This is a genomic window from Paenibacillus sp. ClWae2A (assembly GCF_032452295.1).
GTDB lineage: Bacteria > Bacillota > Bacilli > Paenibacillales > Paenibacillaceae > Paenibacillus.
In genome coordinates, this window is sequence record NZ_JAULSQ010000009.1 from 1 (window position 1) to 25,593 (window position 25,593).

At 46.8% G+C, this 25,593-nt stretch carries 25 protein-coding genes and 1 pseudogene; 2 read left to right on the forward strand and 24 right to left on the reverse strand.

Annotation, left to right across the window (positions count from 1 at the left end; all coding sequences use genetic code 11):
- Together QVE09_RS22470 and QVE09_RS22475 are read right to left on the reverse strand one after the other, a co-directional pair.
- Positions 1 to 543, reverse strand: a pseudogene (locus QVE09_RS22470) (hypothetical protein); the annotation flags it as partial.
- A 45-nt stretch (positions 544 to 588) separates the two neighbouring features.
- Positions 589 to 1,086, reverse strand: a complete 498-nt coding sequence (locus tag QVE09_RS22475; RefSeq protein ID WP_315938594.1) for a DUF6385 domain-containing protein — start codon at positions 1,084 to 1,086, stop codon at positions 589 to 591.
- A 199-nt stretch (positions 1,087 to 1,285) separates the two neighbouring features.
- On the opposite strand from QVE09_RS22475, the gene QVE09_RS22480 reads away from it, so the two are divergent.
- The gene (locus QVE09_RS22480; RefSeq protein WP_315938595.1) at positions 1,286 to 1,819 is read left to right on the forward strand and encodes a hypothetical protein; all 534 of its coding nucleotides are present in this window, start codon (positions 1,286 to 1,288) and stop codon (positions 1,817 to 1,819) included.
- A 29-nt stretch (positions 1,820 to 1,848) separates the two neighbouring features.
- Positions 1,849 to 2,430, forward strand: coding sequence for a hypothetical protein (locus QVE09_RS22485; RefSeq protein ID WP_315938596.1), 582 nt, complete (start codon positions 1,849 to 1,851; stop codon positions 2,428 to 2,430).
- A gap of 77 nt (positions 2,431 to 2,507) precedes the next feature.
- Here QVE09_RS22485 and QVE09_RS22490 read toward each other — a convergent pair whose 3' ends face one another.
- The 22 genes from QVE09_RS22490 to QVE09_RS22595 form a co-directional block, all read right to left on the reverse strand.
- Positions 2,508 to 2,828 carry a hypothetical protein gene (locus QVE09_RS22490; protein WP_315938597.1) on the reverse strand — a complete coding sequence of 107 codons (321 nt, stop codon included), beginning with the start codon at positions 2,826 to 2,828 and terminating at the stop codon, positions 2,508 to 2,510.
- 414 nt (positions 2,829 to 3,242) lie between these two features.
- Positions 3,243 to 3,491 (reverse strand): hypothetical protein, encoded by a 249-nt coding sequence (locus QVE09_RS22495; RefSeq protein ID WP_315938598.1) that lies wholly within the window; start codon positions 3,489 to 3,491, stop codon positions 3,243 to 3,245.
- A gap of 34 nt (positions 3,492 to 3,525) precedes the next feature.
- Entirely contained in the window at positions 3,526 to 4,308 is a 783-nt protein-coding gene (locus QVE09_RS22500) for a hypothetical protein (protein WP_315938599.1), read from the reverse strand.
- Positions 4,309 to 4,951: 643 nt separating this feature from the next.
- Positions 4,952 to 6,289, reverse strand: coding sequence for an MFS transporter (locus QVE09_RS22505; protein WP_315938600.1), 1,338 nt, complete (start codon positions 6,287 to 6,289; stop codon positions 4,952 to 4,954).
- A 69-nt stretch (positions 6,290 to 6,358) separates the two neighbouring features.
- Positions 6,359 to 7,537 (reverse strand): winged helix-turn-helix domain-containing protein, encoded by a 1,179-nt coding sequence (locus QVE09_RS22510; protein ID WP_315938601.1) that lies wholly within the window; start codon positions 7,535 to 7,537, stop codon positions 6,359 to 6,361.
- A 192-nt stretch (positions 7,538 to 7,729) separates the two neighbouring features.
- Positions 7,730 to 8,524: an ABC transporter ATP-binding protein gene (locus tag QVE09_RS22515; RefSeq protein ID WP_036606660.1), complete on the reverse strand. Its 795-nt coding sequence runs from the start codon at positions 8,522 to 8,524 to the stop codon at positions 7,730 to 7,732.
- Positions 8,525 to 8,526: 2 nt separating this feature from the next.
- Positions 8,527 to 9,447, reverse strand: a complete 921-nt coding sequence (locus tag QVE09_RS22520; protein ID WP_315938602.1) for an ABC transporter permease — start codon at positions 9,445 to 9,447, stop codon at positions 8,527 to 8,529.
- A gap of 211 nt (positions 9,448 to 9,658) precedes the next feature.
- Positions 9,659 to 10,708: an ABC transporter substrate-binding protein gene (locus tag QVE09_RS22525; RefSeq protein WP_315938603.1), complete on the reverse strand. Its 1,050-nt coding sequence runs from the start codon at positions 10,706 to 10,708 to the stop codon at positions 9,659 to 9,661.
- Between the two features lie 336 nt (positions 10,709 to 11,044).
- Entirely contained in the window at positions 11,045 to 11,905 is an 861-nt protein-coding gene (locus QVE09_RS22530; protein WP_315938604.1) for an aminoglycoside phosphotransferase family protein, read from the reverse strand.
- A gap of 22 nt (positions 11,906 to 11,927) precedes the next feature.
- Positions 11,928 to 12,500: a TetR/AcrR family transcriptional regulator gene (locus QVE09_RS22535; RefSeq protein ID WP_315938605.1), complete on the reverse strand. Its 573-nt coding sequence runs from the start codon at positions 12,498 to 12,500 to the stop codon at positions 11,928 to 11,930.
- Positions 12,501 to 12,691: 191 nt separating this feature from the next.
- On the reverse strand, positions 12,692 to 13,003 hold the full coding sequence (locus tag QVE09_RS22540) for a hypothetical protein (protein ID WP_315938606.1): 312 nt from the start codon (positions 13,001 to 13,003) through the stop codon (positions 12,692 to 12,694).
- A gap of 161 nt (positions 13,004 to 13,164) precedes the next feature.
- Positions 13,165 to 13,812, reverse strand: a complete 648-nt coding sequence (locus QVE09_RS22545; protein WP_084174359.1) for a helix-turn-helix transcriptional regulator — start codon at positions 13,810 to 13,812, stop codon at positions 13,165 to 13,167.
- Positions 13,813 to 13,824: 12 nt separating this feature from the next.
- Entirely contained in the window at positions 13,825 to 14,712 is an 888-nt protein-coding gene (gene trhO / locus QVE09_RS22550; protein WP_062836769.1) for an oxygen-dependent tRNA uridine(34) hydroxylase TrhO, read from the reverse strand.
- A 239-nt stretch (positions 14,713 to 14,951) separates the two neighbouring features.
- On the reverse strand, positions 14,952 to 16,058 hold the full coding sequence (locus tag QVE09_RS22555) for a TolB family protein (RefSeq protein WP_315938607.1): 1,107 nt from the start codon (positions 16,056 to 16,058) through the stop codon (positions 14,952 to 14,954).
- A gap of 60 nt (positions 16,059 to 16,118) precedes the next feature.
- Positions 16,119 to 17,624 (reverse strand): sensor histidine kinase, encoded by a 1,506-nt coding sequence (locus tag QVE09_RS22560; RefSeq protein WP_315938608.1) that lies wholly within the window; start codon positions 17,622 to 17,624, stop codon positions 16,119 to 16,121.
- Positions 17,621 to 18,331 carry a response regulator transcription factor gene (locus tag QVE09_RS22565; protein WP_315938609.1) on the reverse strand — a complete coding sequence of 237 codons (711 nt, stop codon included), beginning with the start codon at positions 18,329 to 18,331 and terminating at the stop codon, positions 17,621 to 17,623. The genes QVE09_RS22560 and QVE09_RS22565 overlap by 4 nt, the downstream gene beginning before the upstream one ends.
- Before the next feature lie 213 nt (positions 18,332 to 18,544).
- Positions 18,545 to 19,396 (reverse strand): Rpn family recombination-promoting nuclease/putative transposase, encoded by an 852-nt coding sequence (locus tag QVE09_RS22570; protein ID WP_315938610.1) that lies wholly within the window; start codon positions 19,394 to 19,396, stop codon positions 18,545 to 18,547.
- 85 nt (positions 19,397 to 19,481) lie between these two features.
- On the reverse strand, positions 19,482 to 20,378 hold the full coding sequence (locus tag QVE09_RS22575) for a helix-turn-helix transcriptional regulator (RefSeq protein ID WP_244988514.1): 897 nt from the start codon (positions 20,376 to 20,378) through the stop codon (positions 19,482 to 19,484).
- 222 nt (positions 20,379 to 20,600) lie between these two features.
- Positions 20,601 to 22,010 carry an MATE family efflux transporter gene (locus QVE09_RS22580; RefSeq protein WP_253504043.1) on the reverse strand — a complete coding sequence of 470 codons (1,410 nt, stop codon included), beginning with the start codon at positions 22,008 to 22,010 and terminating at the stop codon, positions 20,601 to 20,603.
- Positions 22,011 to 22,245: 235 nt separating this feature from the next.
- Complete coding sequence (locus tag QVE09_RS22585; protein ID WP_315938751.1) at positions 22,246 to 23,109, reverse strand: carbohydrate ABC transporter permease; 864 nt, start codon at positions 23,107 to 23,109, stop codon at positions 22,246 to 22,248.
- Between the two features lie 215 nt (positions 23,110 to 23,324).
- Positions 23,325 to 24,206 carry a carbohydrate ABC transporter permease gene (locus QVE09_RS22590; protein ID WP_315938611.1) on the reverse strand — a complete coding sequence of 294 codons (882 nt, stop codon included), beginning with the start codon at positions 24,204 to 24,206 and terminating at the stop codon, positions 23,325 to 23,327.
- A gap of 38 nt (positions 24,207 to 24,244) precedes the next feature.
- On the reverse strand, positions 24,245 to 25,564 hold the full coding sequence (locus QVE09_RS22595) for an extracellular solute-binding protein (protein ID WP_315938612.1): 1,320 nt from the start codon (positions 25,562 to 25,564) through the stop codon (positions 24,245 to 24,247).
- Positions 25,565 to 25,593 lie beyond the last annotated feature (29 nt).

Consider the following 25,593-nt stretch of genomic DNA (forward strand, 5'->3'; position numbering starts at 1 on the left):
GATCGTTCCAGCGGTAATGGTCGCTCCCAATACACTTGTAATCGTACCATTCAGCAAGTTCGTCAGCGTTCCCGCTGTCACTGTGGCTCCGAGCACACTCGTGATCGTTCCGGCGGTAATCGTTGCTCCCAGTACACTTGTGATCGTACCATTCAACAGGTTCGTCAGGGTTCCCGCTGTCACCGTGGCTCCGAGCACACTGGTAATCGTACCATTGAGCAGGTTCGTTAATGTACCTGCGGTCACGGTTGCTCCCAATACACTTGTGATCGTACCATTTAGCAAGTTCGTTAATGTACCCGCTGTAACTGTGGCTCCAAGTACACTCGTGATCGTTCCGTTCAAAATGTTGGTAATGGTTCCGGCGTTAATTGTAACCGTGGTCAAACCTGAGATGTTACTGATGGTTCCGTCCAAAATAATGCCAACCACGTTCCCGCTCGTATCCGTTCTGACAGGCTGGGCTGTGCCTGTACTATCCTGGCCGAAAATCAACGTTCTCAGATTATCCGGATTCGTATTAAACGTTGTAAAGTTAGGCATGTGCCTCGTCCTCCTCCCTGGTCAAATCTGTGAGATCATACTCCCTTATGGCATACGCTGCGCCTGAAAGTAAACGTCGAGCCGGGTCGGCTGATCCGGTTCAACGGATCGAATTGCAAGCCGGGTATAACGCAAAAATCGCAATGGTACCAGCGCTTTGGTCTGGCCTCCCGCGACCATCTCCTGGCTGTCCACAGCATAGTCCACGGCATTGGGGCTGATCTGGATCTGTACAAGAGCCGGATGTTTCCCCCGATTCACAACGCCATAGGTATACATGCTGAGTGATGAGGTGTCTTGTGCCGGGAGTGAATCCATGCTGCTACTGGTTTCGGCCCCGACATACGTATGCTCTGTAAAACAATGAATAGCACCAGGGAGTTTCGTACGTGAGGAAGCACCCTGCTTGAACCGGGGACGAGTAATCCGGGAACAAGGGGGTTTCAGCAATTTAGCGCGGCAGGAATGACGGGAGCGACGGCGACTGACATATTTAGTTGGTTGCTTCGTTCTCTTCTTGCTTCGCTTTGCTGTTCGACTCATCTCGATTTCCCCTTAAAAAATGTGCTTACGCATCGTATGCCCGGATTGGATATACGGGCACGGCAACTGCCGTTATTTTGGAATTTGCAGTCAGTTCCCAAACGCTTTCTCTTTTTCTTACATACACTGAAAGTAATGAGGACATGCGAAACAAATGGTATCGTGAAGCCATTTCAATCTGTTCAGAGGGGGGGACAAGATGACAAATTCTAATGTATTCAACCAGTCTAACGGGCCCCTGTTCACTCAACTGACCAACACCTATGCAGCCCCGGGTATTGAGGCTTCGGTAAATACCGGTGCGGCTGCGGCAGGCAGTTTTTTTGCCCTGACGACAAATAATATATCGATTCCTTCCAGCCAAAACCTTCTTCTTCAAATCCTGAATGCGACTGGAAGTGGCAGAACAGTACGTATTGCCAGCCTTTCGGGAGGTACAACTGCTGCAGCTACACTGGTCGTTTATTCCGGCGGCACTGTGACCGTAGGAAGTACACCTGTACCCGTCAATACATTGCTTGGCAACGCCAACACCAGCATCGTGACCACCAGACAAAATACCGGCACTCTTGGGGGTACGTTCACAAGCTTGCTCAGCATACCTCTTACTGCGGGAATGTATTCTTTGGATTTAAACGGTTCCATTGTTGTTCCGCCGGGACAATCACTATCCATTAGTTTAGGAACTGGCAGTCAGACTGCGGCCATTAACCTCTTCTGGTGGGAATTCTGAGCAGATCCTGATAAAAGGAGGTGCACACTGTGCCAAACAATAATGTATTTAATCCATTAAATCTGCCCGTCTATACGTCCAACACCAACACGTACATTTCTCCCGGCATTGTTGCTCCTCCGGAGAATAATGCTGGCAGTACAGGCAATCTGTACAATGCAGGTTCCACCAACTCCACAACATTGGGATTGCTGGGAGGAACAGTTATCGCCACCGTACAATTGGCCAATCCAGCAGGGAGCGGGAAGACCCTGTACGTATCCCGGCTCTCCGGCGGAATCACGGTTGCACTGAATCTGTTGTCATCCTTCAGCGGTTCCATGAGTCTGACCGCCAATGGAACGCTAAGCTCTCCCAGTACACTAACATCGGTGAACAGCAATCTTTCCAGCAGCAATACCAGCGTAGCCACAGTACGGTTCTCTGCTGCAGCGCCTTCAGGAGCGACCTCATTGATGGCTATGCCCCTTCAAGCAGGGCCGTTTCTATCCAATGAATTTGGCCGTTACGTGGTTCCTCCGGGTCAAGCTATTAACCTCTCTGTCAGCGGATCCCTTTCGGTTGGTGGACTGATGGCCTCCACTGCTTATTTCGCCTGGTGGGAAGTGTGATTCGTTCAATATATAACATTCTAGGATAGCAAACGGCCGACACACATTAAAAAAAATCTCTTTAGTGTCTACCTGTCTTATTTCCCTAAAAGCATAAAGATCGAACCATCAAAGAAAAGCACTGTATCATAATCCGTTACCTCTACCGATTGTTCAGCACAGAGCATCTTAAATTGCTCCCACTCCTGTTTTAATAAGTTATCTTCACTTATACCTTCTAAGTAGATTACGAGAATGTAATGGCCACCTAATGTGGCGGCGACACGTAAAACTTCATGCTTACAGTGTGTTATATTCTCACGGACATAAAAATCGATTATAGATTCACTTAAGATACGATCATCCGGATGTATGACTTGTTTCACGACTTCATCCTCAATAGGATCTGCCATTTTCATGAGGTTTAAAATCCGACTTTTAGCCCTATTTTTAGCTGCTGTTACTCTTCTCAGTGTTTACCTCCACTATCAAGATATTTGCATTATTGCAAAATCGATGCGAGGTGACAAATTTTAAAGAATAGAGTTTAGTCTGCTTTAGACTTTGGCTCGCTGCGGGATGTTAAACGAGGGTCAGGAACTTAGAGCGGAGTAACTCCGCAGCAGTGCCTGCTGGCTCTTAGGTGGACGCTCTGGCCGCCTTAGAGCCGGTAGCATTAGCCCCCAGAAACAACAAAAAAGACCTTCTCTGAAGAAGATCTTTATCTAGGTATCCATCCTATTTTCCGTTTAGAGAGTAAGCTTAATCATTAAGATCAAAAAGAGCACCCATATGGATGCTCTTTAAGAATGAGTAAAACGATGATTTATTATTCAATGCATTTCTTTCTTTTTGTCCATTTCAGCCCATACTAGATAAATAATTCCTAGACATAGTGCAATTATTTCTGGGATAAAAGAAAAGGATTTAGTAACTGACAAAGCGTACTCAAACATACCCTCGCCTAAAACATTATCTTTGCGCCCCATAATTGCCGCAACAATAAAGTGTGTAGTATTTCTCGAAATAAACAATATGGCAGAGATGACAAGGAGGGTAATACCTGCTGCCCGTTTATTCATATAATCATTCCTCCTTGGTATCAATAGATTTGTTTTAATTCGGAACTGTATCAGTTTCCATTACTACATAGAGCCCATCAGGCAACCCTGCATTTCCTTTTTTCGCGATATAAACGTCTAGAAAATATTTCTCATCCGTTATTTTCACATTGGTCTTACCATCGAAGTTCCATAGTTCTTCATACATTGTACCAAAAGAATTACTCATGTTGGGAGTATATTGCATCCATGAGTATTTTTTTGGCGGTATTGGTTGAGCAATTGCATCAGTGTTAGAGTATGAGTTGCTCCACGATGCCCCTACTGATACCCCTGCAGTAAAAGCTTTTTTTGTATGGGAAGCGGACAAACTAACGTTACTCGTAAAGGATTGTGAAGCCGCAAAGGAGATAGTTCTAGTGACAGTTTGTGTCCCAGAATTATAAACCGGAACGGAAATTCTGCGAGCTAAATTTTGCCGATACACTGTAGGTACGAATCCAGCCTGAACGTATCTACTTCGATCAATCAAAGCAAATGGTGTAATCAAATCATCATCATTAGAACGGCTCTTTAAATCCCCAATATTAATTCTATTAGTCATAATACTTTTCTGTGCTTCTAAAAGTTGTTGTTTTTCCTCATTTTCTTTTATTAAAAGATCATACTGCTCAGTATTAAGCTCTTTTTTAACCCCATCTTCAACGATAAATGCTCTTGATACATTAGACTCGGCCGAAACTGTATTTTCAGTTTCAGCAAAAGCAGATGAGCTGGTACCTCCTACCATTGCCACTACTAGAGACAGAATTACAGGAAACTTCAACTTCAACTTCATTTTTCAATTTCCCTTCTCTTAGGTTTATTTACGTACAACCAAATACAATTAATGTATTAAATGTATCTAGTTATAATAAGAACACCTTATCTCAGTATAAAGTTATGGAATTTTATAAAAAATAATAATTTATTATCCATATGAGAAAATAAAAACCATATTTATATGTTTCCGCACCAGATCCAAGGTATAATCACTAAAAAAATACCGATGAGGAGCACCGTTTCTTTGAATATTCAAGCTCAATCAGAACAAGACGTACTCTTCATCGAAGAATAGTTTTGGGAATTGATCTCTCACTTTTTCTTCCTTAGAATCTACAATCGTTTGATAAGAAAACAGTTGGGCGTCAATGCTCCAAGGTTTAGTAACCCATAATTCACGGCTTCTCTCCTCTGATTCATATTCAAGATAAGGAACTATATCAGGATCAAGTAATGCATCATCAATTCCTAAAATATTGAAGATACGCTTGTCGTATCTTATTTACATGTAAGTTCGCTTCTCTCAGCTTTAGTAAACCCATGGTTATCTCCTCACTCTTTTATGGTAGGAACAGTTAGCTATTAAGAGAGACCCCAAGTTTCAATATGGCTAGTTGTCTGACTGTGGATACAATGATGTTAGAAATCGGACAAGTCTGTCAGACCGATTCCTGCGGAATAGTCTCTTTGGCTTCAGACATGAGAGGTTGCTTTCCCTCCCACAAGATACGCTGTAGCAGTATGCCGGCAAGACCAATCACGAGCGTAGCGAGACCGATATATTGAAAAGTGGGGCTCGGCCCTGCAACTCGAATGAGCGCCCCACCTGCAAGTGGAGCTACCACCAGTACAACACTGGATAGTGAATTTTGAATGCCAAAGACGCGCCCTACATAGGCAGGAGGGGTCTCCTTTTGCAACAAATAATTCAGTGTTACCATAAAGAGTCCATTACCTATCCCAATGCAGAGCCCCCAGATAATGACCCAAATTTCAGGTGTTTGTGGGCCGATCCACCCCAACGCAGCGATTCCGGCACCTACGAACAGATATCCACCACCCAGTCCCCACCCATACCCAATTCTCGGCAAGCGATTTAACAACAAAATGATGACGACTGCTCCTGCGCCTGCAGATGAACCCAACCAGCCGAGCAGTGATTCATTACCTGGCTTGATCTCCCGAAACAGGGTCGTAAACTGATAATCAATCATAAGAATGGCCATGAGTCCAAAACAGCCGAACAGAATCGTACTCAGCACGGTGCGACTGCTCTGTATAAAACGCCAGCCTTGCTTCCACTGGGAGAACAAAGATTCCGATCCATCCTTTTCACTATTAGCACTTCCGTCTGATGCAACGGACTCCAACTTCTCCACCAAACGCCGCAAGGGCCATAATACCGCACCCGACAACAGGCGGGTACAGGCATTAATGACAATACAGATTTGTGGTGAAAAAAAGGCCAAAATGACTGCACCTAGAAGTGGTCCCGCCACTTTAGAGCACTGGCTTACAAAACCGTTTAGGGACGATGCCTGAAACAGATGCTCTTCTGCCACTACCTGGCGGGTTAGCGCCTGCTGGGCGGGAACATGGAACACCCCCATCATCGCTCGCAGGGCGAGAAGTGGAAGCAGCCATACCGGACTTGGTGCGAATAAAATAGCAACGGTTAATCCCACGGTGATTACATCACACAGGATCATGATTTTCACTTTGTGCAGTCGATCTGCCAGGGCACCTGCAAAGGAGCCCAGCAGTATGCCCGGGACAGCCATACATACAGGAATAAGGGCAATGATCAACGGATCGGCGCCCCAACGGTAGGCAACCATCACCTGGATGGCGAGTGCATCGAACCAGTCTCCAAACGTAGCCAGCGAGTATGCGATAAACATGCGGACAAACCGGAGGTTGGTCCATAAGCTTTTGGAAGATTCCACGAGTGATTCGGTGGATTCCTTGGATGTGGGTTCATTTGAAATGACGGTCATACGTGTACTTCCTCCCTTGATTACAGCCGTTAGCGGGCTGTATGTTCCTTGGCTGTAATCATAAAGGAGTTATATCAGAGGAAGATCAGAGGATGGGGAGATAGGAGATAAAAAGTTACGTATTTCATCTACAATTTGCTGTCCATATGTGGGAACACCGTAACTTTTGCCGATTTCTGCATACACTTGACGATACTTACTCCGAATTCTGCCTTCAATTCGATGTTGAGCCATGAACTGGAGAATCTGAAAGGCAGCATTCAGATATAGCGGTGCGTTCAGAGACATCTTCAATACGTCCAGGCCATCATCCATTCTAAGTTCCGCTTCACGAACTCGTCCTTGCCGAAGTAACCATAACCCCTCCATCACCTGAAAACGTCCAATCTCTCGCAGATACGGGGCTTCCTTCAATCCTGACCGCAGGACTGCCATCTGAGCTTCAACAGCTTCACCGCTGCCACCCCACAGTTCCACATACAACGCTGCAAGTGCTACAGGCAGTCTGAAATTCTTCAGCTCGTCAGTCTCTATTACACGATACGTTTCTTCCAGCTGCGCTTTGGCCCGTTGATATTGGCCCACCTCTACATAGACCTCAACGATGTTCAGAATGCGGAGTTCGCGTAGCTGATCGGCAGACAATGCAGATGAACTCAATGCCTGCTCATACAAAGGTAAGCTTTCTGATGGTTCAATTAGCGAATGGACAAAAATTAATAACCAGTATAAGCGTTCTTCGAAAGCAATTTCTTTGGTTGTAATCAGCCACTCCAGATCTCCCTGTATAAAATGAATATACAACTGATAATAAGGGGCAATCTGGATACCCAGCGCTTCCTGCTGTTGAACCAGGGTCTGTATGGCATTTCCCTGCCCAAACAAGTGATATTTGCGAAGTAATCCGTGAATGACTTCCTGCATTTCTGGGTCCTGAGCAGAGGGGCTAGCGGGTAGAGCGGACTTGTTCTCCTGCACAGCAAGCCGGTATCCATAGCCCCGTACCGTGTCCAGACTGATCTCATCCCAGCGTTTCAATTTCTTGCGCAGGCGATAGATATGATCGTCCACGGTGCGTTCAACCGGATATTCAAGGGGCCATACCCGATCCAGCAGTTGACTGCGGGTGAAGACTTTTTCCTTGTTTTCATACAGAAAATGCAGCAGTGCAAATTCCTTGGCGAGCAGGGGAATGGATTCCGTTCGCCGAGTGACCGTATATGTTCCTTCATCCCATTGCAAAGACATGTCAGGTCCTCCTACTATGTATAATTCGCTATTCCGAAATAATATAGATTCGTTCTTTTCTTCAACGTGTTCAACATACCACAAAAAAAACCTTTGCGAGAACGCAAAAGGTTTTTATGGTCTATCGTATAGATGGCTTAGATTGTAGATCACGCTACGTATATCTGTTCTTCCAACAAGTGTTACCTTGCCTTAACCCAGCACGACACGATCATCTGCCATTTTTTTGCCGCTAATCCGTTCGAATTCACCAAGCAACTCAGGGACAGTCAACGTACGCTTGCGCTCTTCGCTGACATCCAGAATAATTCGGCCTTTGTCCATCATGATCAGACGGTTACCCAGACGAATGGCCTGCTCCATATTGTGCGTCACCATCAATGTAGTCAGTCTCATCTCACGCACAAGTGTCTCCGTTAGTTCCGTGATCAGTTCGGCACGTGAAGGGTCAAGGGCTGCCGTATGCTCATCCAATAACAAAATCTGCGGCTGGGTAAACGTAGCCATTAACAGGCTGAGTGCCTGCCGCTCCCCGCCAGACAAAAGACCCACTTTCGCGTTAGGTCGCTTTTCCAGTCCGATTCCCAGCTTCTCCAGTTGCGTGTTGAAAATCTCCCGTCTGGCACGGGTAACTCCGAAGCCCAGTCCGCGTCCTTTGCCACGCTTGTATGCCATCGCCATATTTTCTTCAATGGACATATGTGGTGCTGTTCCTGCCATCGGGTCCTGAAACACCCGGCCAATCCAACTGCTGCGCTTGTGCTCTGGCAGGTTTTTAATGGAGCGGTCATTGATCAGTACATCACCCATATCCGGCTTCATTACACCCGAAATGATGTTCATCAGCGTAGATTTACCTGCTCCGTTACTGCCAATCACCGTCACAAAATCTCCCGGATTCATCGTCAGGTTCACGCCAACCAGCGCGGTCTTCTCATCCGTTGTGCCTGGATTGAACAGCTTGGTTACTTGTGTAATCTCCAGCATGATCACATACCTCCCTTCGTCTGATGACCCCCGGATCGCATCAACTCTTCCGTTCGTTTGCGAGCCAGACTTCGCTGCTTCATGGAGCGCTGCATCGTTGGGAATACAAGGGCGATAATGACGATCACCGCGGTGATCAACTTCAGATCAGATGTATCAAACCATTCGACCTGTAGGGCAAGTGCAACCACAATCCGGTAAATAATCGAACCAACGATCGCTGCAAGTGTAGCCCAGAAGACCGTTCTTGCACCAAGAATGGCTTCACCGATAATCACCGAAGCCAGTCCAATGACGATCATACCAATGCCCATCGTGATATCCGCAAAACCTGATTGCTGTGCAATGAATGCACCAGACAGGGCAACCAATCCATTGGATAAGCTGACACCTACAATCGTAGTCACATCGGTATTCGCACCAAAGCTGCGAATCATGCGTTTGTTATCACCTGTCGCGCGGAGTGCCAGTCCAACATCAGTTTTCATGAACAGATCCAGCATGATTTTAAACACCAGCACTACGATGATGATCAAAACCATGACATGCTCATCTGAGAATGGATTATCCATACCCATAATGGATTTATTCGGTGCGCCAAGAATACGCATATTAATGGAGTAGAGCGCAATCATCATCAAAATCCCAGATAACAATCCGTTGATTTTGCCTTTGGTATGAAGCAAACCTGTACAAGCCCCGGCCACCATGCCGCCAGCCATTGCCGCCAAACAGGCGAGCCAAGGAGAGAAGTCATTGGAGATCATAACCGCCGCGATTGCGCCTCCTGTTGTAAAACTTCCGTCTACGGTAAGGTCAGGAAAATCGAGTATGCGGAACGTAATATATACACCCAGTGCCATCAGTGCATATAAAAGCCCCAGCTCAATCGCCCCTTCAATTGAATTCCAGCTTATACTCACGCTACTTCCTCCCTGTCTATCGAAAAGAATGAGGCGAACCCGTTGCACGTTCGCCTCGCATCCATATTGCCGGATTACACTCCGGTCAGATTATTGAATCAATCTCATAACTCATTAAACTATTGTTTTTGTAACTAGATATAGACAAATTGAATCGTTTTGATCTATATCTACCCTTGATTGAAGTAACTAAAGGTATTATGAATTGATTCTATTGAATAATGTTGTTTTCCTGGTCTTTTACTTCCGCTTTCATCTCATCCGTAACCGTGATACCTTGGGCTTCAGCTGCTTTCAGGTTCAGGATCAGATCCAGTTTGTCCGGAACGGTGACTTTCATATCACCAGGATTCGTACCATTTTTCAGAATGTCCGCGGCCATCTCACCCACCTGATATCCATGGTCATAATATTTGAAGCCAACCGTTGCGAAAGCTCCTTTTTCAACGGTATCCCGATCACTGGAGAAGAACGGAATTTTATTACTGTTCGCCGTTTGGATAATCGTATCCACCGCACTCACGACAGAATTATCCAGCGTAATGTAGAAGGCGTCTACTTTGCCAACGAGAGAATCCGTTGCCTGTTTTACTTCAGATGTATTCGTAACTGGTGCTTTCACCAGCTTGATATTATGTGTTGCGAGCGCTTTTTCTGCGTTATCTGCCATAACCACCGCATTTGGTTCACCTTCGTTAATGACCAAGCCTACCGTTTTCACATCCGGCAGATTTTTAGCGATAAAGTCAGCCAATTGTACAATAGCCTCCGGATTCGTGTCGGATGCACCTGTAACATTGCCGCCCGGCTTGTCCATATCGGTCACCAGTTTTGCACCCAGTGGGTCTGTTACTGCTGCGAACAACAATGGCTTGTCCTTCACTTGTTGAGCCAGAGCCAGCGCAGATGGTGTTGCGATTCCGAGTACAAGATCATTTTTGGAATCACCTGAGATTTTCTGTGCAATGGACAGGTTGTTCGTTGAATCACCTTGCGCATTATTGTAATCGATTTTGAGGTTCTTGTTCTCTTCAATACCCGCATCCTTCAGGGCTGCGATGAAACCTTCGCGTGTAGCATCCAGGGATGGATGTTCAACAATCTGGGAGATGGCAATCTGGTATGACTTTTCCTCGCTGCCTCCACCTGTTGTACTCCCCGATCCTTCGGATTCCGAACCTGTACCGCTGTTATTTCCGCAACCTGCCGCAACGATCATTGAAGCAACCATCATGAGTGACATCCAAAATTTCTTTTTCATGTGTGAGAACCCCTCTCCATCTTATAAAATGTGGTTACCCTTATCGAATTCCATTGACACGATAGGGCGGGACAAAACGAACGCTTCAACGCATTGTTGCTTTGATCGACAAAAGCAGACAAATATAGACTTTTCTCATGCGACTGAAGTCCATGACCCGTGTTGGTGTTTTATTGTTCCCCTAATATTAAGGGGCGTCCCGATATCCGTCAATGGTTGAACCGCTTCCAATTTACTTTCATCGTATGATTGTGATAGAAAACATTACATTAAACAAAAAACCACCCACATTGTTCTGTAGATGGTCACCATGGATACAACAAAATAAGGTCCTACTCATGAAAATGGAGTATGAAGTCTTCTTCTAATCTCGTCCACAAGCATTGTTTTCTCCGCATCCGATATGGCATCCGCGATCAATTTGCGCGCCGCAACGGGAGCAATCCAGGGTTCGATATCTGCATAACCAATACCGGACAACTTCTCATACTCCTCCATAAAGACACCAATGCTGTAATCTCTCGTCGCATTCAGGACAACCGTCGCTTCATGCGGCAGATGCGGGGGCAGTATCGCATATCGAATCATAATAATGTATTCGGCCAAGTCTGCTTCCGGATTCCCGGTAGAGGCATTGTTCCAGTCAATAATGACTGCATCATGATCTCGAAGGAGTATGTTACCCGGGTTGGGATCACCGTGACATAGTTGCTGCCTCATGGGTAATCGATCCAATTGGGCAATAACGGCAGCTTTCTCCGCTTCAGACAAGTATTTTGCTTCAACAATGTTATGTTTGATATTTTCCCGCTGACTCGGCATATTGGACACAGCATGTGAATGAATCTGATGAAATAGCTGGGCTGTAATTCGGGCATTCACGAAATCTATGCCGACATCCAAAGGCGCCTGTATTCTGGACTGTTCTACTGATTGGTCTACAAAACGCTTCATGATTGTCTCGCCATCAATCCGTTCAAATACAATACCTGATCGCCCCTTAACGGTCACCAGATCATATGGTTTGGGAACAGGCAACCCACACGCCGAAGCGATTCGGCAATGATGAAGTTCGGCCTCCAAAGCAGCCGTAATCGTGTTCGGTTTAGCCAGTTTAACGATCTTGCTCCCGTCTTCCCATTCGAATACTTCTGCACATCCACCTTCTCCAATTTTGTTGCCGAGCCTATGGACCATGATGCTCACTCCTTCAACGGATTTAATAAGTGAGACCTTCTCTATGCAATAACATCTCGTACATTTCCCGGATCATGTCAATCGCTTCATTCATCTCCAGCTCCAGGGTGTGAGAGTTCAGAAGTGTTCCAATGCCAATCAGATATATCGTGAGCTTAAGGAAAATACGCTTGAGTTGTTCGACCGATACATCCTGCAATCGCTTGCTATACCGCATGTAGAACGTGGTTAATTCTTCACCCAGAAACTGATCGGTATGGGGATTGTATTGTCGGTAACCCGAAAGATACAACGTTCGAAATAACTGCTTCTCGTTCTGTGCAAAGTACAGGAATCCAATCGTCAGGTTCAAAGCAGGGGAATTGGCATCGTCCTTATACTCCACCATACTGTGACGGGCGAATTCGGCAGCCTTGTCATAGACGTTTGCTTTTAGCTCTTCAATGTTACTATAGAGACTATATATGGGTTGGGTGGAACAATGGAGTACCTGGGCAACGTTTCGCGCAGTGAGCGCCTCCAAGCCTTGAGTCCGTACAAGCTCAAAGGCGGCAGATAACACTTTTTCTTGCGTAATCTCGGATTTGGGTGGCATATATTTCTTCTCCTTCCCTTGTTAATAACACATGTTATATAACGTATGTTATTATGAGTCGAATCATGTGTCAAGTGTACTTACGGGATGAGATTTTGCATATTTAAAATTTTCAAAAAAAAGAGGCGTCCCTCCCAATGTACTTTGGGTATGGTCGCCTTATGTCAATCAAAGGATAGCTCCAGAGTGCTTTATTCCTTTTCTTTTTGCAGTTCCTCTAATTCAGATGAGGTTAGCCCGGTAGCCTTAATAATAGTAGCCTGATCAAGACCCAAATTGAGCATATTCATTGCGATTTTCCGCTTGCTCTCAGCTTCACCATCTTTAATTCCTTCCTCCATGCCTTTCTTGAGACCCTCTTCTCGTGCGCCCTCAATCATGGAAGCTTCGTCCCACAGAAATTTCTGACGGTCGATATATCGTTGACGTGCTTGCTCATCCTGGCTCAGAAACTCCAATACACTCATGGCTTTTTTCAAAGCCGGTTCCGGTTCGTGCATCATTAACGCCTCCCATCTAATATTGAGTTATGTATAAAAAATCTGGATGTTATCTCAAATTACATCACGCATCTCACTATAAATATAACGTATTTACGTCATTTTTATCCAAAAAAAAAGAGACTGTCTCGACGAATCGAAACAATCTCTTGTGTATAAACCAGTTAATTCCCCGACGCTTCGCGAATCTCATACTTGCACCTTTTGCCTCCATCGGCGTAACATTCGGTACGCTCCACCTCGGCTTGAAGCAGCGAGCGGAACAGTTCCAGTTCACAGCGGCAAGCCTGCTTGTAGACACTCGCGACTTGCACAATCGGGCAGTTCATTTCCGTAATAACGTAGGTTCCATCTTCTTCTCTGGACGCATCCGCCATATATCCGTTGGCATTCTGGATTCGCGCGAGTTCCTCCACCCGTCCGGCCAGATCCTGGCCCTCCATCTGTGGCAATCCGCTACGAAGCAGCTTGTCTCGGCGACTCTCGAATAATGCATCCACCACACCGCTCCCGGCTGAGTCAGACAATTCTTCAAGCAGTTCCAGCGTAAGGGACGAATATGATTTTGGGAAAAAGCTGTCCCCGCGTACCGTCAATTGGTACACCGAGGACGGACGTCCGGCCGTAGCCCGGGCCTCCCGAACCTCGATCCAGCCGTCCTGCTCCAGTGCCGTCAGATGACGGCGAATGGCCATGCCGGTCAGACCCAGATCAGCTGTCATTTCCCTCGCGGTCAATGTACCTTGCTGCTTCAGCATGAACAAAATCCGTTCACGCGTCGTTCGTTCCTCTTCGCGCTTCACGATCAGCACCTGCTCTCCTGCTTATGCGTGTACCGGTGCTGCCTCTCGGCAAGCATCCGAGCAAAAGCGGTTATGCGTCTCTTCGCAATCCTCACAGCTTACATGCTGCAGGTTGCAGGTTGGACAATTAATATATCGGTCATGTGTTGTTCCACAGTGATAACAGCTGGCAATGACAATATCCTCGTCTGTCCGGTTAATCGGTACAGAGATCCGCTCGTCAAATACGTAACACTTGCCATCGAACAGGTGGCCTTGTACTTCAGGGTCTTTACCGTACGTGACAATACCGCCGTCCAATTGAGCCACGTCCTGGAATCCTTCATTGATCATGAACCCAGTCAGCTTCTCGCAGCGAATGCCGCCAGTACAATAAGTAATAATGGTTTTGTCCTTCATGTCACCCAGGTTCTCTCGAATCCACTCCGGAAACTCGCGGAACGACTCAACATCTGGACGGATGGCCCCGCGGAAGTGACCGATTTCGTATTCATAATCATTGCGACCATCGATAACGATGACGTCATCACGTTGCAAATGCTCATGGAACTCTTTCGGTGAAAGGCGCTTGCCGCTAATCACATTTGGATCAAGATCTTCGTCCACGCGGAACGTAACCAGTTCTGCTTTGTGACGAACAAAGATTTTTTTGAACGCATGCTCTTCCACATCATCAATCTTAAATACCATATCGCTGAACAACGGATTCGCATGCATGTCTTTCATGTACTGTTCCGTCTGTTCAGGCGTTCCGGATACCGTACCGTTAATGCCTTCGGATGCGATCAGAATACGGCCTTTCACACCGAGGTCCTTGCAGTATTGCAAATGCTCTTGTGTAAACGTCTCGGGGTCTTCAATCTTCACGAACTTATAATATAAAAGCACGCGATACGCGCTGTTACACATGTATATCACCTGTTCCTATTCCATGTTGTTATGAGCCGGATCATCCGGCAAGACGACTACGTTGCACCCTTACTTGTAAAAAGAAAAGAAACAGCCGCCCGAAACTTCGTCTCGAACTGCTGCCTGACATTCGACTTATATTCCTGCATTCTAGTTTATCGGAAGCGGAACAGCTTAGTCAATATAAATGTATAGAAAGGGATGAAAGATATGGAACATATCTTTCCGCAACAACCATCCTATTCCGAGATCGTAATGACCGAGGTCACAAAGTGATACGACTCATTCTCCAATACCGCCTGCGATAACAGGATTTTATTGCCTTCCGGACTCCAGGCAAGCGGGTCAGAGGCGTTATCCATATCCGCCGAGATCTGGAACTGCTCAGCCGACTCTGTGTTGGAGACGAACAGCCCTTTCTCATTATCATTCTCGGAATTGATCGTATATGCAATCTTGGAATCATCACCCGACCAGCTTGTGCCGAAAATCTGTGTGCCTCTGGCGAGTGTGGCCTTCTCATTGCCTTCCAGATCGGTGAGCACCAGCGCCCGTTTGGTGTCCGCTGTTCTTTTCACAATCGCAAGCCTTGTTCCATCATTAGAAGGGATGACCCATTCCACACTTTTCAGCACCTGTTTCACGTCACCCGTCTTCACGTCGTATGCATTCAACTGGCCATCTTCACCCGTAATATAATAGAGCATATTGCCTGACACTTTGATACTCCGCACATTGAAATTGCCTGTCTCCACCAGTACTTTCGTTGTACCGTCCAGACTTGCCGAGATCAGATCACCCTTCATATTGGGGAAAACGACATGTTCATTATCCAGCCATACGCCCTCCTGAATAAATCCATCCTCCTTACCCGCAGGGGTTGTCTCCCCGTTATGCAGGTTCAGGAAGTAGCCTTTGCCCGTATTTTCCTCCGGCTCCCGATAGAACAGGTACTGACCATCCGGTGACACCAGCGGTGCACCCAGATTGGCTTCACTTTCCTTGAGCGGCGTGTCTGTGCCTTTGGTTAGATCATACATATATAAGTTATGCGGATATCTTTCCTGGCCCTCAACGGTGACTGGTTTCAAGGACTTGTTCTCCTTGTCGGATACAATCCAGTCGTCACTTAGCCATGCGATCCCGCGCATATTCGGCAATTTATCAATTTTCTCCAGCTTAAAGCTCTGGTACACGGACGTGTTGGTATTATCTTTTACTGTAATGTCGGTGCCCGTTTTCCCGCCTTGTGCGTTGCCCCCCGGCTCCGTTGTTCCCCCGCATGCTGCTGTCGTTATCAGGGCAATGGCCCCCAACGTGCCCAAAGCTGCTTGTTTCCAATTCATGATGGCCCCCCCTGGTTTCTCTTGCTATAGACCAAGCATACACATCGCATACTTCCAAAGTTATTCAGACTTGTTTCGAACTTGTAAACTTGAATCAACCAAAGGGAACATGAGCTGGAACGTCACACCTTCCCCATCTTCTGGATCGCCCGGCAACAGGGTAATTGTACCGCCCTGTTTTTCAACAAACTGCTTCACGAGAGATAGTCCCAGTCCGGTTCCGCCGGTTTTTCTGGCTCTGTCTTTGTTCACAGTGTAAAAGGGTTCAAAAATCTTCTCCCGCGCCTCTGCCGGAATCGGCGTACCCGAGTTATAGATGCGAATGATCGCTTGACGCTCCTGCATCCGCAGTTCGCTCTTCACCCGGATCACACCATCCGGAACGTTATATTTAATGGCATTATCCAGCATGTTGATGAAAATGTGCATAAGACTCTCCCGATCGCTACGGATCACCGCTGGTTCAAGATCCAGTTCCATGTTCAGCGCAAACTTCTCCGCTTTCCCACGCATCCGGCCACAGGCATCCTCCAGCAGAGCACTGACCTCTACATCTTCGGCCTGGTTCTCGAAGTCATACTTCTCCAGAGCAGATAAATGTAGTACTTTCTCCACCATCTCGTACAGCCGCTCCGTTTCTTTGCCAATGTTACTTGTGGCATCATCAAGCAGTTGCGGATCATCCTTATACATGTCGAGCAGCTCCACATAAGCTTTGATCGATGTCAGCGGTGTCTTGAACTCATGGCTAATGTTACCGATATATTGTTTCTGCTGCTGTTCCAGCGCCTGAAGTTTCTCAATCGCCAGTTGCAGCTTCTGCTGCTCCGCATGCATGGCTGTGATATTTTGCTGGATGGATGTACTCATATAATAAATGCCCTGCCCCAGCTCTCCCAATTCATCCTTGCGCTTTAAAGGAGACTCCGTAATGTAATTCCCTTCGCGAATGGAATCTGCGGACCTCTTCAGTCGGGTAATCGCAACGGCAAACCGATTGTAGAACAGATAACCTAATATGAAGCTCAGCGCAACAACGGTAATTCCTGCCCATATGAACAATTGAAGGATGCGAGTATAAAATTCATGGTAGCTCTGGACAGGATATTGTATCCATACGGCGCCCATCTGTCCATCTGGACCATCTAGCGGTGCGGCATAGAGCAGGGTCTCGCCCTGCTCATGATAGGCTATTTTATTTTGCAGCGCATAGTCTAACGTTTCCTGAACGAGTTCACTCTCGCCGGAGGCGAAGGATGCTCCCACCTGCTGGCCTGTCATGTTATAGAGTGCTATTGGCAATCCGGTAGAGTTGGCCAGTTCCTGTGCCAGCCTGCGGCCATTTCGCTGTAAAAAAACGTCCTGATCCAGATGAACGGACTCGGTGTAGTAGGACTGTCTCACATTCAGATTCACCAGCCTTGTCTGCTGCGATAAAATACCTTCAATCTGTGATTGCTGATTGCGTTCAATACCGCGCAGGACCAGTGAACTAAGCACAACCACGGTCAGGATAAGCAAGGCTGCCAGAAAAACACTGAACTTCAGCTTGATGCTGACTCTCATATGGCCCCGCCTGTATCAGGTGCAGAGGCTTTGTAGCCAATCCCGTATACGGTCTGCAATTTTTGCTGATCCGTATCTACAATTTTTTTACGCAAACGCTGGATGTGAATGTCTACGGTTCGTGTACCACCCGCATACTCCATGCCCCACACCCGATCTAGCAGGTCGTCTCGTGTGTACACACGCTCCGGATTGGACATGAGAATGGTCAGCAGGTCGAACTCTTTTGGTGTCAGATCCAGCTTCTCCTCATTCACGGTCACTGTGCGGTGAGCAACATGAATACGCAGTGTGCCATTCACGATGGCCTGATTCTTCGAATCGTCAGGTGGTGGACTGCTTTTCTCGACACGGCGCATGAGCGCTTTCACCCTTGCAAGCAGTTCACGGATCTCGAATGGCTTGGTCATATAATCATCGGCGCCCATTTCCAGGCCAACGATTTTGTCCACGATATCATTTTTGACGGTCAGCAAAATAATGCCGATATCCTCGCGGTCCTCCAGCCTGCGGCATACGCCGTATCCATCAAGCCTTGGCATCATCACGTCCAGAATCATGACCTGTGGGTGAAACGATGCGACCTTGACCAAAGCCTCTTCGCCGTCACTCGCAGTCTCTACTTCATATCCTTCGCGCCGCAGCGCGTAAGCAATGGCACTGACGATACTTGATTCGTCATCCACCACGAGCACTTTTTTATTCATGGGATTCATCCTCTTTATCTATGTCATGAGTTAGTTTATGGGTCTATGTTAGCAAGGTCCGTGGGAATTAGCTATGGATGAGTTTGCAATTTGTATGAGAAGCTTGCATCCTCTCAGCTTGGACCTGGCTCTACTTTCTTTATACCCTAAAGGCAACAAAAAGAGCCAACCCGTGATTGGATCAGCCCTTAATCTATAGATTCTCAATTCATGTTACTGTTTAGGCAACAACTTCTTAATTTCATCTTCGGAGAGTCCAGATGCTTTAACTATAGCAGAGAGATCTACGCCAAGTGTAAGTAATTCACGGGCCATTTCTCTCTTGCCTTCCAACTTACCCTTGGCTGCACCTTCAGCTCGTGCGCCTTCAATCATCGATTTTTCGTCACTCAATGCTTTCATTCGAGCATCGTAGGCCATTCTGGTGGACGCATCCTGACTCAGAAATTCCAGCGTATCCATCGCCTTTTTCAACATCGGTTCATTCATGGCCAGCACCTCCCAGTTTGATGTATCTATTCCTTTCAGGAATAATAACCAATTCACGAGTCCGCCTTTTTCCATCGGAACAGAATACTCATCCAATTTGGTTAGTTCCATCACATGTATTTCGATATCATCCGTCAAACCAATACCTGTATGATCTTCTCGTAAATGAAAAACATTGTGATATCGCTCATTATCCAGACAGGAGTAGTTGAGTATATTAATAGTCACGCATTTTTTGAGTAGACTATAGTTTTCACCCTTTTTTATCTGATGAAAGTACATCTCACTCCAATAAAACAACGTCCTTTTCTCCATGTTATACGGGTTAAACAGCTGCATTTCAATGTTAATTAGTTTGCCTTCTACCGTCTTTGCTTTAATATCCAGAATGGATTGTTTATCCTCTGGACTATCCTTATCTGTATACGTGTTAACCACAGTGATCTCCGTAAGAGGAGATTCGCCGGTCTCTATAAACGTGCTGTTCAGAAAAGCTAACAAAACATCTTTGTTTTGCTCACTTCCAAAAATGCGTTTGAACACAAAATCTACTCGTGGATCGAGTAATTCCGTCACTCAGCATCAGCTCCATTCTCACCAGCATTATATCATAATTCCCATATAGCCTCAGCTTGATAATGGATCTGCACATATATTGCATTTACTCCTCAAATGACAGATTCAGCGGCTCGTCCGACATCTCGTACTCTGTCTCCATATGTGTCAGCGGTGTGTTCAGGTCAACCTCCTCGAAGCGGAAACTGTCGACCCACACTTTTCCTTTACCGTTCAAAATAACTCCGAATGAAATGACCGCGCTGCCCTCCGGCACATCAAGCACAATACTATACTGATTCCATGGCTGCGTACCCGTAATTGGCCGATCATGCATGTTATCAAATTGAAGTACATCATGAACGTTATTATCCACACGCATCCATAATCCGCAGAACGCATCCACATGCTCGGTCTTCACGAATCCCGATAACTTCATCCGCTTACCCACATACTTGTCCGCTCTGAACTGTTGCATCATCGTTGCGAACTCGTTAGGCTCCATAGGCGTAACGGCCTTCAAATATCCTGATGCTTTTCCCTGATGCACTTCAGCTGGATCAATGCCCATCTCATAATTCTGCGGATGACTCCCGGTTAACATCCAACCTGTAATTGTTGACGTCTGATTCATCTGTAATTCTCCTCCTCTGGTTCTTCCTTCGAATAATTTCAGATCGAACAATTTGCGAAAACGTCCCGGCGGCATGCCATATAATTTGCGAAATGCACGGGTGAAGGCTTCCTGACTCTCAAAACCACATGCCAGGGCGATGTCCAAAATGCCCGCATCCGTTGATCGCAGAGTCGTGGACGCCAGACTCATCCGGCGATTGCGGATATAATCCACGATGGTCATGCCCACCTCATTACGGAAAATTCGATGGTAGTGATACGGCGACAACAACGCCTCGGATGCCACTTCTTCCAGCCCGATCTGCTCATGCAGATGAGTCTCAATATAGAACAAACTTTGCTGAATCATTGCACGATAACGGCTCAACTGAGGTAAAGCCCCCTTCCATATCCTTACTATACGTGAAGGATGTCATCGCCGTTTTGATCATTTTTGCTATCTTTATTTCTCCTTACCTCTGCCGGAGATGCAAAAAGAGCCAATCACGGATGGAATCCTTTCCGTAATTGACTCTTCTGGGAAACTGCTGCCCTGTGGCTACTGTAGAGCCACTTCATTAATCTACAAGCAGGTTCATTTATCTATTTGTCAGACAGCCGGTACCGGCTGTGCACCAACCTCTTCGTCATCATGCTCCACCAGTTCATGTTTCTCCCAAGCTCTACTCTTCCAGCGGAAGTACATAATGACCGCGCGGGTCCACTCATCCGCCGCAATGGCAAGCCACACACCAGCGAGCCCCAGATGAAGCTTGAATATGAGCAGGTATCCCAGAGGCAGACTCATGCAGACCATGGAGATCAGACCCATGTATACCGGGAACTTTGCATCCCCTGCCGCACGCAGGGAACCAATGATCACAATATTGCAGGTACGTCCGGTTTCGAGCAACAGACTGAGCAGAATCACTTGAGCCCCCAGCTTGATAATTTCCGGATTATCCGTAAATATGCTCATCAGCGGTACACGGAAAAAAATGATGATTACATCAATGATAACCGTGGCCAGAAGGGCCCATTTCACACTGTCAAAAACACGTTTGTACGCATCGTCTTTGCGCCGCGCACCCACAAGCCGGCCTACAATGATCGATGTCCCCATACCAATCGCCATGCTGAACAAGTAGATATAGCTGGAGATATTACCCGCATACTGCTTGGTTGCCATAGCTTCTGCGCCCAGATAGGTCACATACAGCGTGAACACGAGTTGGCACGAATGATATACCATCGATTCCATCGCAGACGGAATGCCAATCCGCAGAATTTTGCCAATGAATTTCTTGGACAACTTAATGTAGTATTCGAAATCCACCCTTACCTCGCTCACACGATACAACAACCAGAAGAAGATCAGCAGGCAGATAAAACGGCTTCCCACCGTGGAGATCGCTGCCCCTTCTACCCCAAGCTTTGGCAGGCCGAAGTGTCCAAAGATCAATGCATAGTTACCAACAACGTGAATCACGTTCATGAATACAGCAACATACATCGTTTCTTTGGTGTAACCATGTGTACGAATCGTCGCAGCCAGCGCATTAATGAGTGCCTGGAGGAAGATCCCGCCACCGACGATATTTATATACGAACGGGCAAAATCATAAATTTCGCCTTGAATATTCAGAAGTGTTAGCAATTGTCCTCCGAACAGAAGGAAGATTCCGCTCAGGACCAGACCTACGATAAGATTCAGTGTGATCGCATTACCCGTAACTTGTGCTGCTTCACTTAACTTTTTCGATCCGATATATTGTGCTACTACAATCGCAGCACCATGTCCAATGACTTCCAATACAAGGATAGCGATAGAAATAATCTGATTGGCTGCTCCAACGCCGGAGACCGCATTATCGGATACCGAGCTGAGCATGAGCGTATCCACGCTCCCCATCAACATAAATAAGAAGAGTTCCAGGAAAATAGGCCATGTCAGTCGAATCAGATTCAGATCCTTGGCATCAGAACGAAGGGACTCTTTGGTTGAGGATATTGCTGTCATTTTCTCACCTTTCCCATGTGGGCTTTAATTCTTAGGGTATGTTAGCACAGGTGGTTTGAAAATGCAGTAGTTTTGCGAAAATAGTTGAAAGTTTTTTGTAATTCCATAAATAGGTATTTTCAGCGTTTTCATCAAGCCCCGCTCCGTACGCCTGCCAGAGGTTGTAGAAGACAAAAAAGGCCCCTCCCAACTCGCTTTTAAGCAAGTAATGGAAGGGCCCTAGGCCCTCAGCCTTTTAACCTTTAACAGAACCCGCAGCAATTCCCTCCACGATTCGATTACTCAGGATGAGAAAAGCAATCAGGATCGGCATAATGCTAATCATCAGCGTTGCACCAATGGCTCCCCAATCCGTTGTATATTGACCGATAAAGTTCTGTACACCAACAGTCAGGGTTTTGTACGAATCTGTACTGATGAACGTATTAACAAAGATGAATTCATTCCAGTTATAGATCATGTTGATGATCGCCGTTGTGGAAATGACCGAAGACGTCATCGGCAGCACAATCCGAAAGAAAATCCGATGCACGGAGCAACCATCCATCACAGCGGCCTCTTCCACTTCACGGGGAAGCGCGTAGTAGAATCCGAGTAAAATCATAATGGTAATTGGCATATTAAACGCAATGTAAGACAAGATGACTGACAAAGGATGATCTGTGAGATGAAGCTTCAGGAACAAGCTGAACAACGGGATCAGCGTGGAGTGCACAGGGATCATCAGACCCACCATGAATAGCCCCAATACCAGCGAACGACCCTTCCAGCGCATACGTGTAATGGCAAAGGTCACCAGACTGGCAAACAGCACGGTGAACACCACCGAGACCACCGTAATCCATACACTGTTGAAGAAGTATAAGCTGATATTTCCCTCTGTCCATACCTTGACATAGTTTTCCCAACGCGGGGTAGCAGGAAGGGAAAAAGGCGCCATGTCGAATACTTCCTGATTATTTTTAAGCGAGAACAACAGCAGCCATACCAAGGGCAAAATTTGCAGCAAAGCTACCAGGGACAAGAGGAAATACAGCAGAATATATCCGAATCTCCTTAACCATGCCGAACCTCGGCTTGTCCCCGGGTACGTTGGCAATCTAACGGCCGTATCCGTCTTCACCGGATGGACCTCCTTTCATTTCACTAGGGCGTGTCTGGAAACTCCGAAGGTGGCAGATTTTGCCGAATTTTCGTTCCAAGCAAGGAAATTTTCCGCAGGCGTGCCGGGGCACGTCAAGGGAAAGTGACGCAGCAGGGAGCGAAAAGGCGGTAAAAGATGCACTTCAGCGAGTTTTCAGACACGAACTAGCGTCAGGAATACTGGATCGTATCTTTGGATGCTGTCGCTTTTCGAAGCAGCCAGGTAACCAGCAGACAGATCAAGAGCAGGAAGAAACCTACAGCACTGCCGTAACCAAAGTCGAAGCTACGAAACGCCTGACGATACATATAGGAGGCCATCACTTCGCTTGATCCATTCGGTCCGCCATCGGTCATCACGTAGATGAGATCAAAATACTTGAGTGAGCCTACCACAGCCAGTACAACGGTCACCTTGATGACTTCTGTAATAAGCGGCAGCTTGATTCGAAAAGCGATCTGCCAAGGGCTAGCCCCATCAATCCTGGCTGCTTCCACCAGAGATTCCGGAATATTTTTGAGCGCCGCATAATAGATCAAAATATAGAAGCCAGCATACTGCCATAGAATCGGCACGAACAGTGCATACAGCACCAGTGATGGCTCCGCCAGCCAGGCTGGCGGATTGCTGAAGCCGATCGCTTCCAGAAAGGTGTTCAGCACACCATTGCTGGGATGATAGATCTTCAGCCATAACTGGGCGATCGCGACCGAAGACAGCAGCATCGGGATCAAATATATTTTGCGGAACAGATTGGCCCCCTTGATCTTGCCTGACAGCACCAAAGCAATCATCAGATAACCGACCAGACTCAGCGCAGAGAACAAAGCAAGCAAAAAAGTATGGTTCGCACTCTGCCAAAATGTTCCGTCCTGAAGCAGTCTGGCGTAATTATCTAATCCAATAAAGGTCATTGCACCGATCCCGTCCCATTGCATCAACCCATAATACCCGGTGAGCACGATCGGGATGTACACCAAGACCAGCAGCAGAAGCAGTGCAGGAAGCACGTACAACGCAGCAACGAGACGGTTGGACATGACTTTGTCCATCACATTATCCTCCCTTCAAGCGTTCAAACGTGTGTACGTCAATTGCCTTTATCAATCGCAGCCTGATGATTCTTCACAAAGTCCTCCGGTGTCACCGCTTTGCCAAACAACGCCTGAATCATGTCCAGATGTGCCTGAGCGGCTGCCGGTTTCATCTGTACGTCTGCAAAGAGTGTAAGGCTGCTGGCCTGATTCAATTCGTTCAGCAGGTCGATGTAGAGCTGTGGCAGCTGTACTGCAGCTGTATCCACTTTGGTTGCCGGGATGACGCCTGCTTCAGTTACCGAACTTTCACCCCATTTTTCCACAAAGTATTGCACAAACTTCTGCGCTTCTTCCTTCACTTTGGAGTTCTGGGCCACGAACAGCCCTACGCCTGGACCACCTACCCAGCTGTTAATATCGCTCTTGCCATCTTCCATTGTTGGGAATTTGAAAAATCCGATCTTGTCCTTGAATTCCTGCGGGATGTCCGGGTTGGTCGTGAAGTTTGGCAGTTCCCAGGTACCCATCAGATACATAGCAGCCTTTTCGTTCATGAATTCGGATTTGCCCTCATCGTTGGACAACCCGTTGAAGCCTTTGTTGAAGGCATTCATATCCACCAGCTTTTGTACCTCGGCAGCAGCTTGAGTCAGCGCAGGATCGTCAAACTTGCCAGAGCCATTGATGGCCTTTTCCAGTGCATCTCCACCTAACCGATTCGCCAGATACATATACCAGAGTGAGCCGGTCCAGCGATCTTTATTGCCCAGTGCGATCGGAACCTCACCGTTCTCTGTCAGTGTCTTCAGCACATTCAGGAATTCATCGTACGTTGCTGGCGGCTGCAAGTTATATTTCGCAAAAATGGCTTTGTTATAATAAATGGGGGAGATATTCAACTCGATTGGTAACGCATATGTTTTGCCGTCTATGGCATAAGCTTCTGTTGTTCCGGCTATGAATTTCTCGCCCAGCGAGTCGCTCAGCAGATCATCGACCGGTGCGAACAGATTCCCCTTTACATAAGGCTCCAGAAATCCAGCAGCCCAAGTTACACCAACATCGGGCAGTTCATTGGATGCTGACAGAATTTTCAATTTGTTCTTATATTGTTCATTCTCCAGCACTTCCTGCTTAATGGTTACATTCGGATGATCCGTCTGATACTGCTTGATGATATCGTTGACCAGTTTGTTTTGCTGTGCGGAACTGCCTGCTGGCCAGAGGTGCATGAATTTGAGGGTTACTTTCCCATCTGTGCCGTTGCTGCCTGTTTCACCCTCTTCATCCGAACTTGAACTGTTACATCCGGATAAAATTACGGCGAGAACCAGCGTCCATGACAGAAGAATGGCCATCGTCTTTTTGCTCATTATTCAAACCCCCTTGGTTTTTTCGGTTA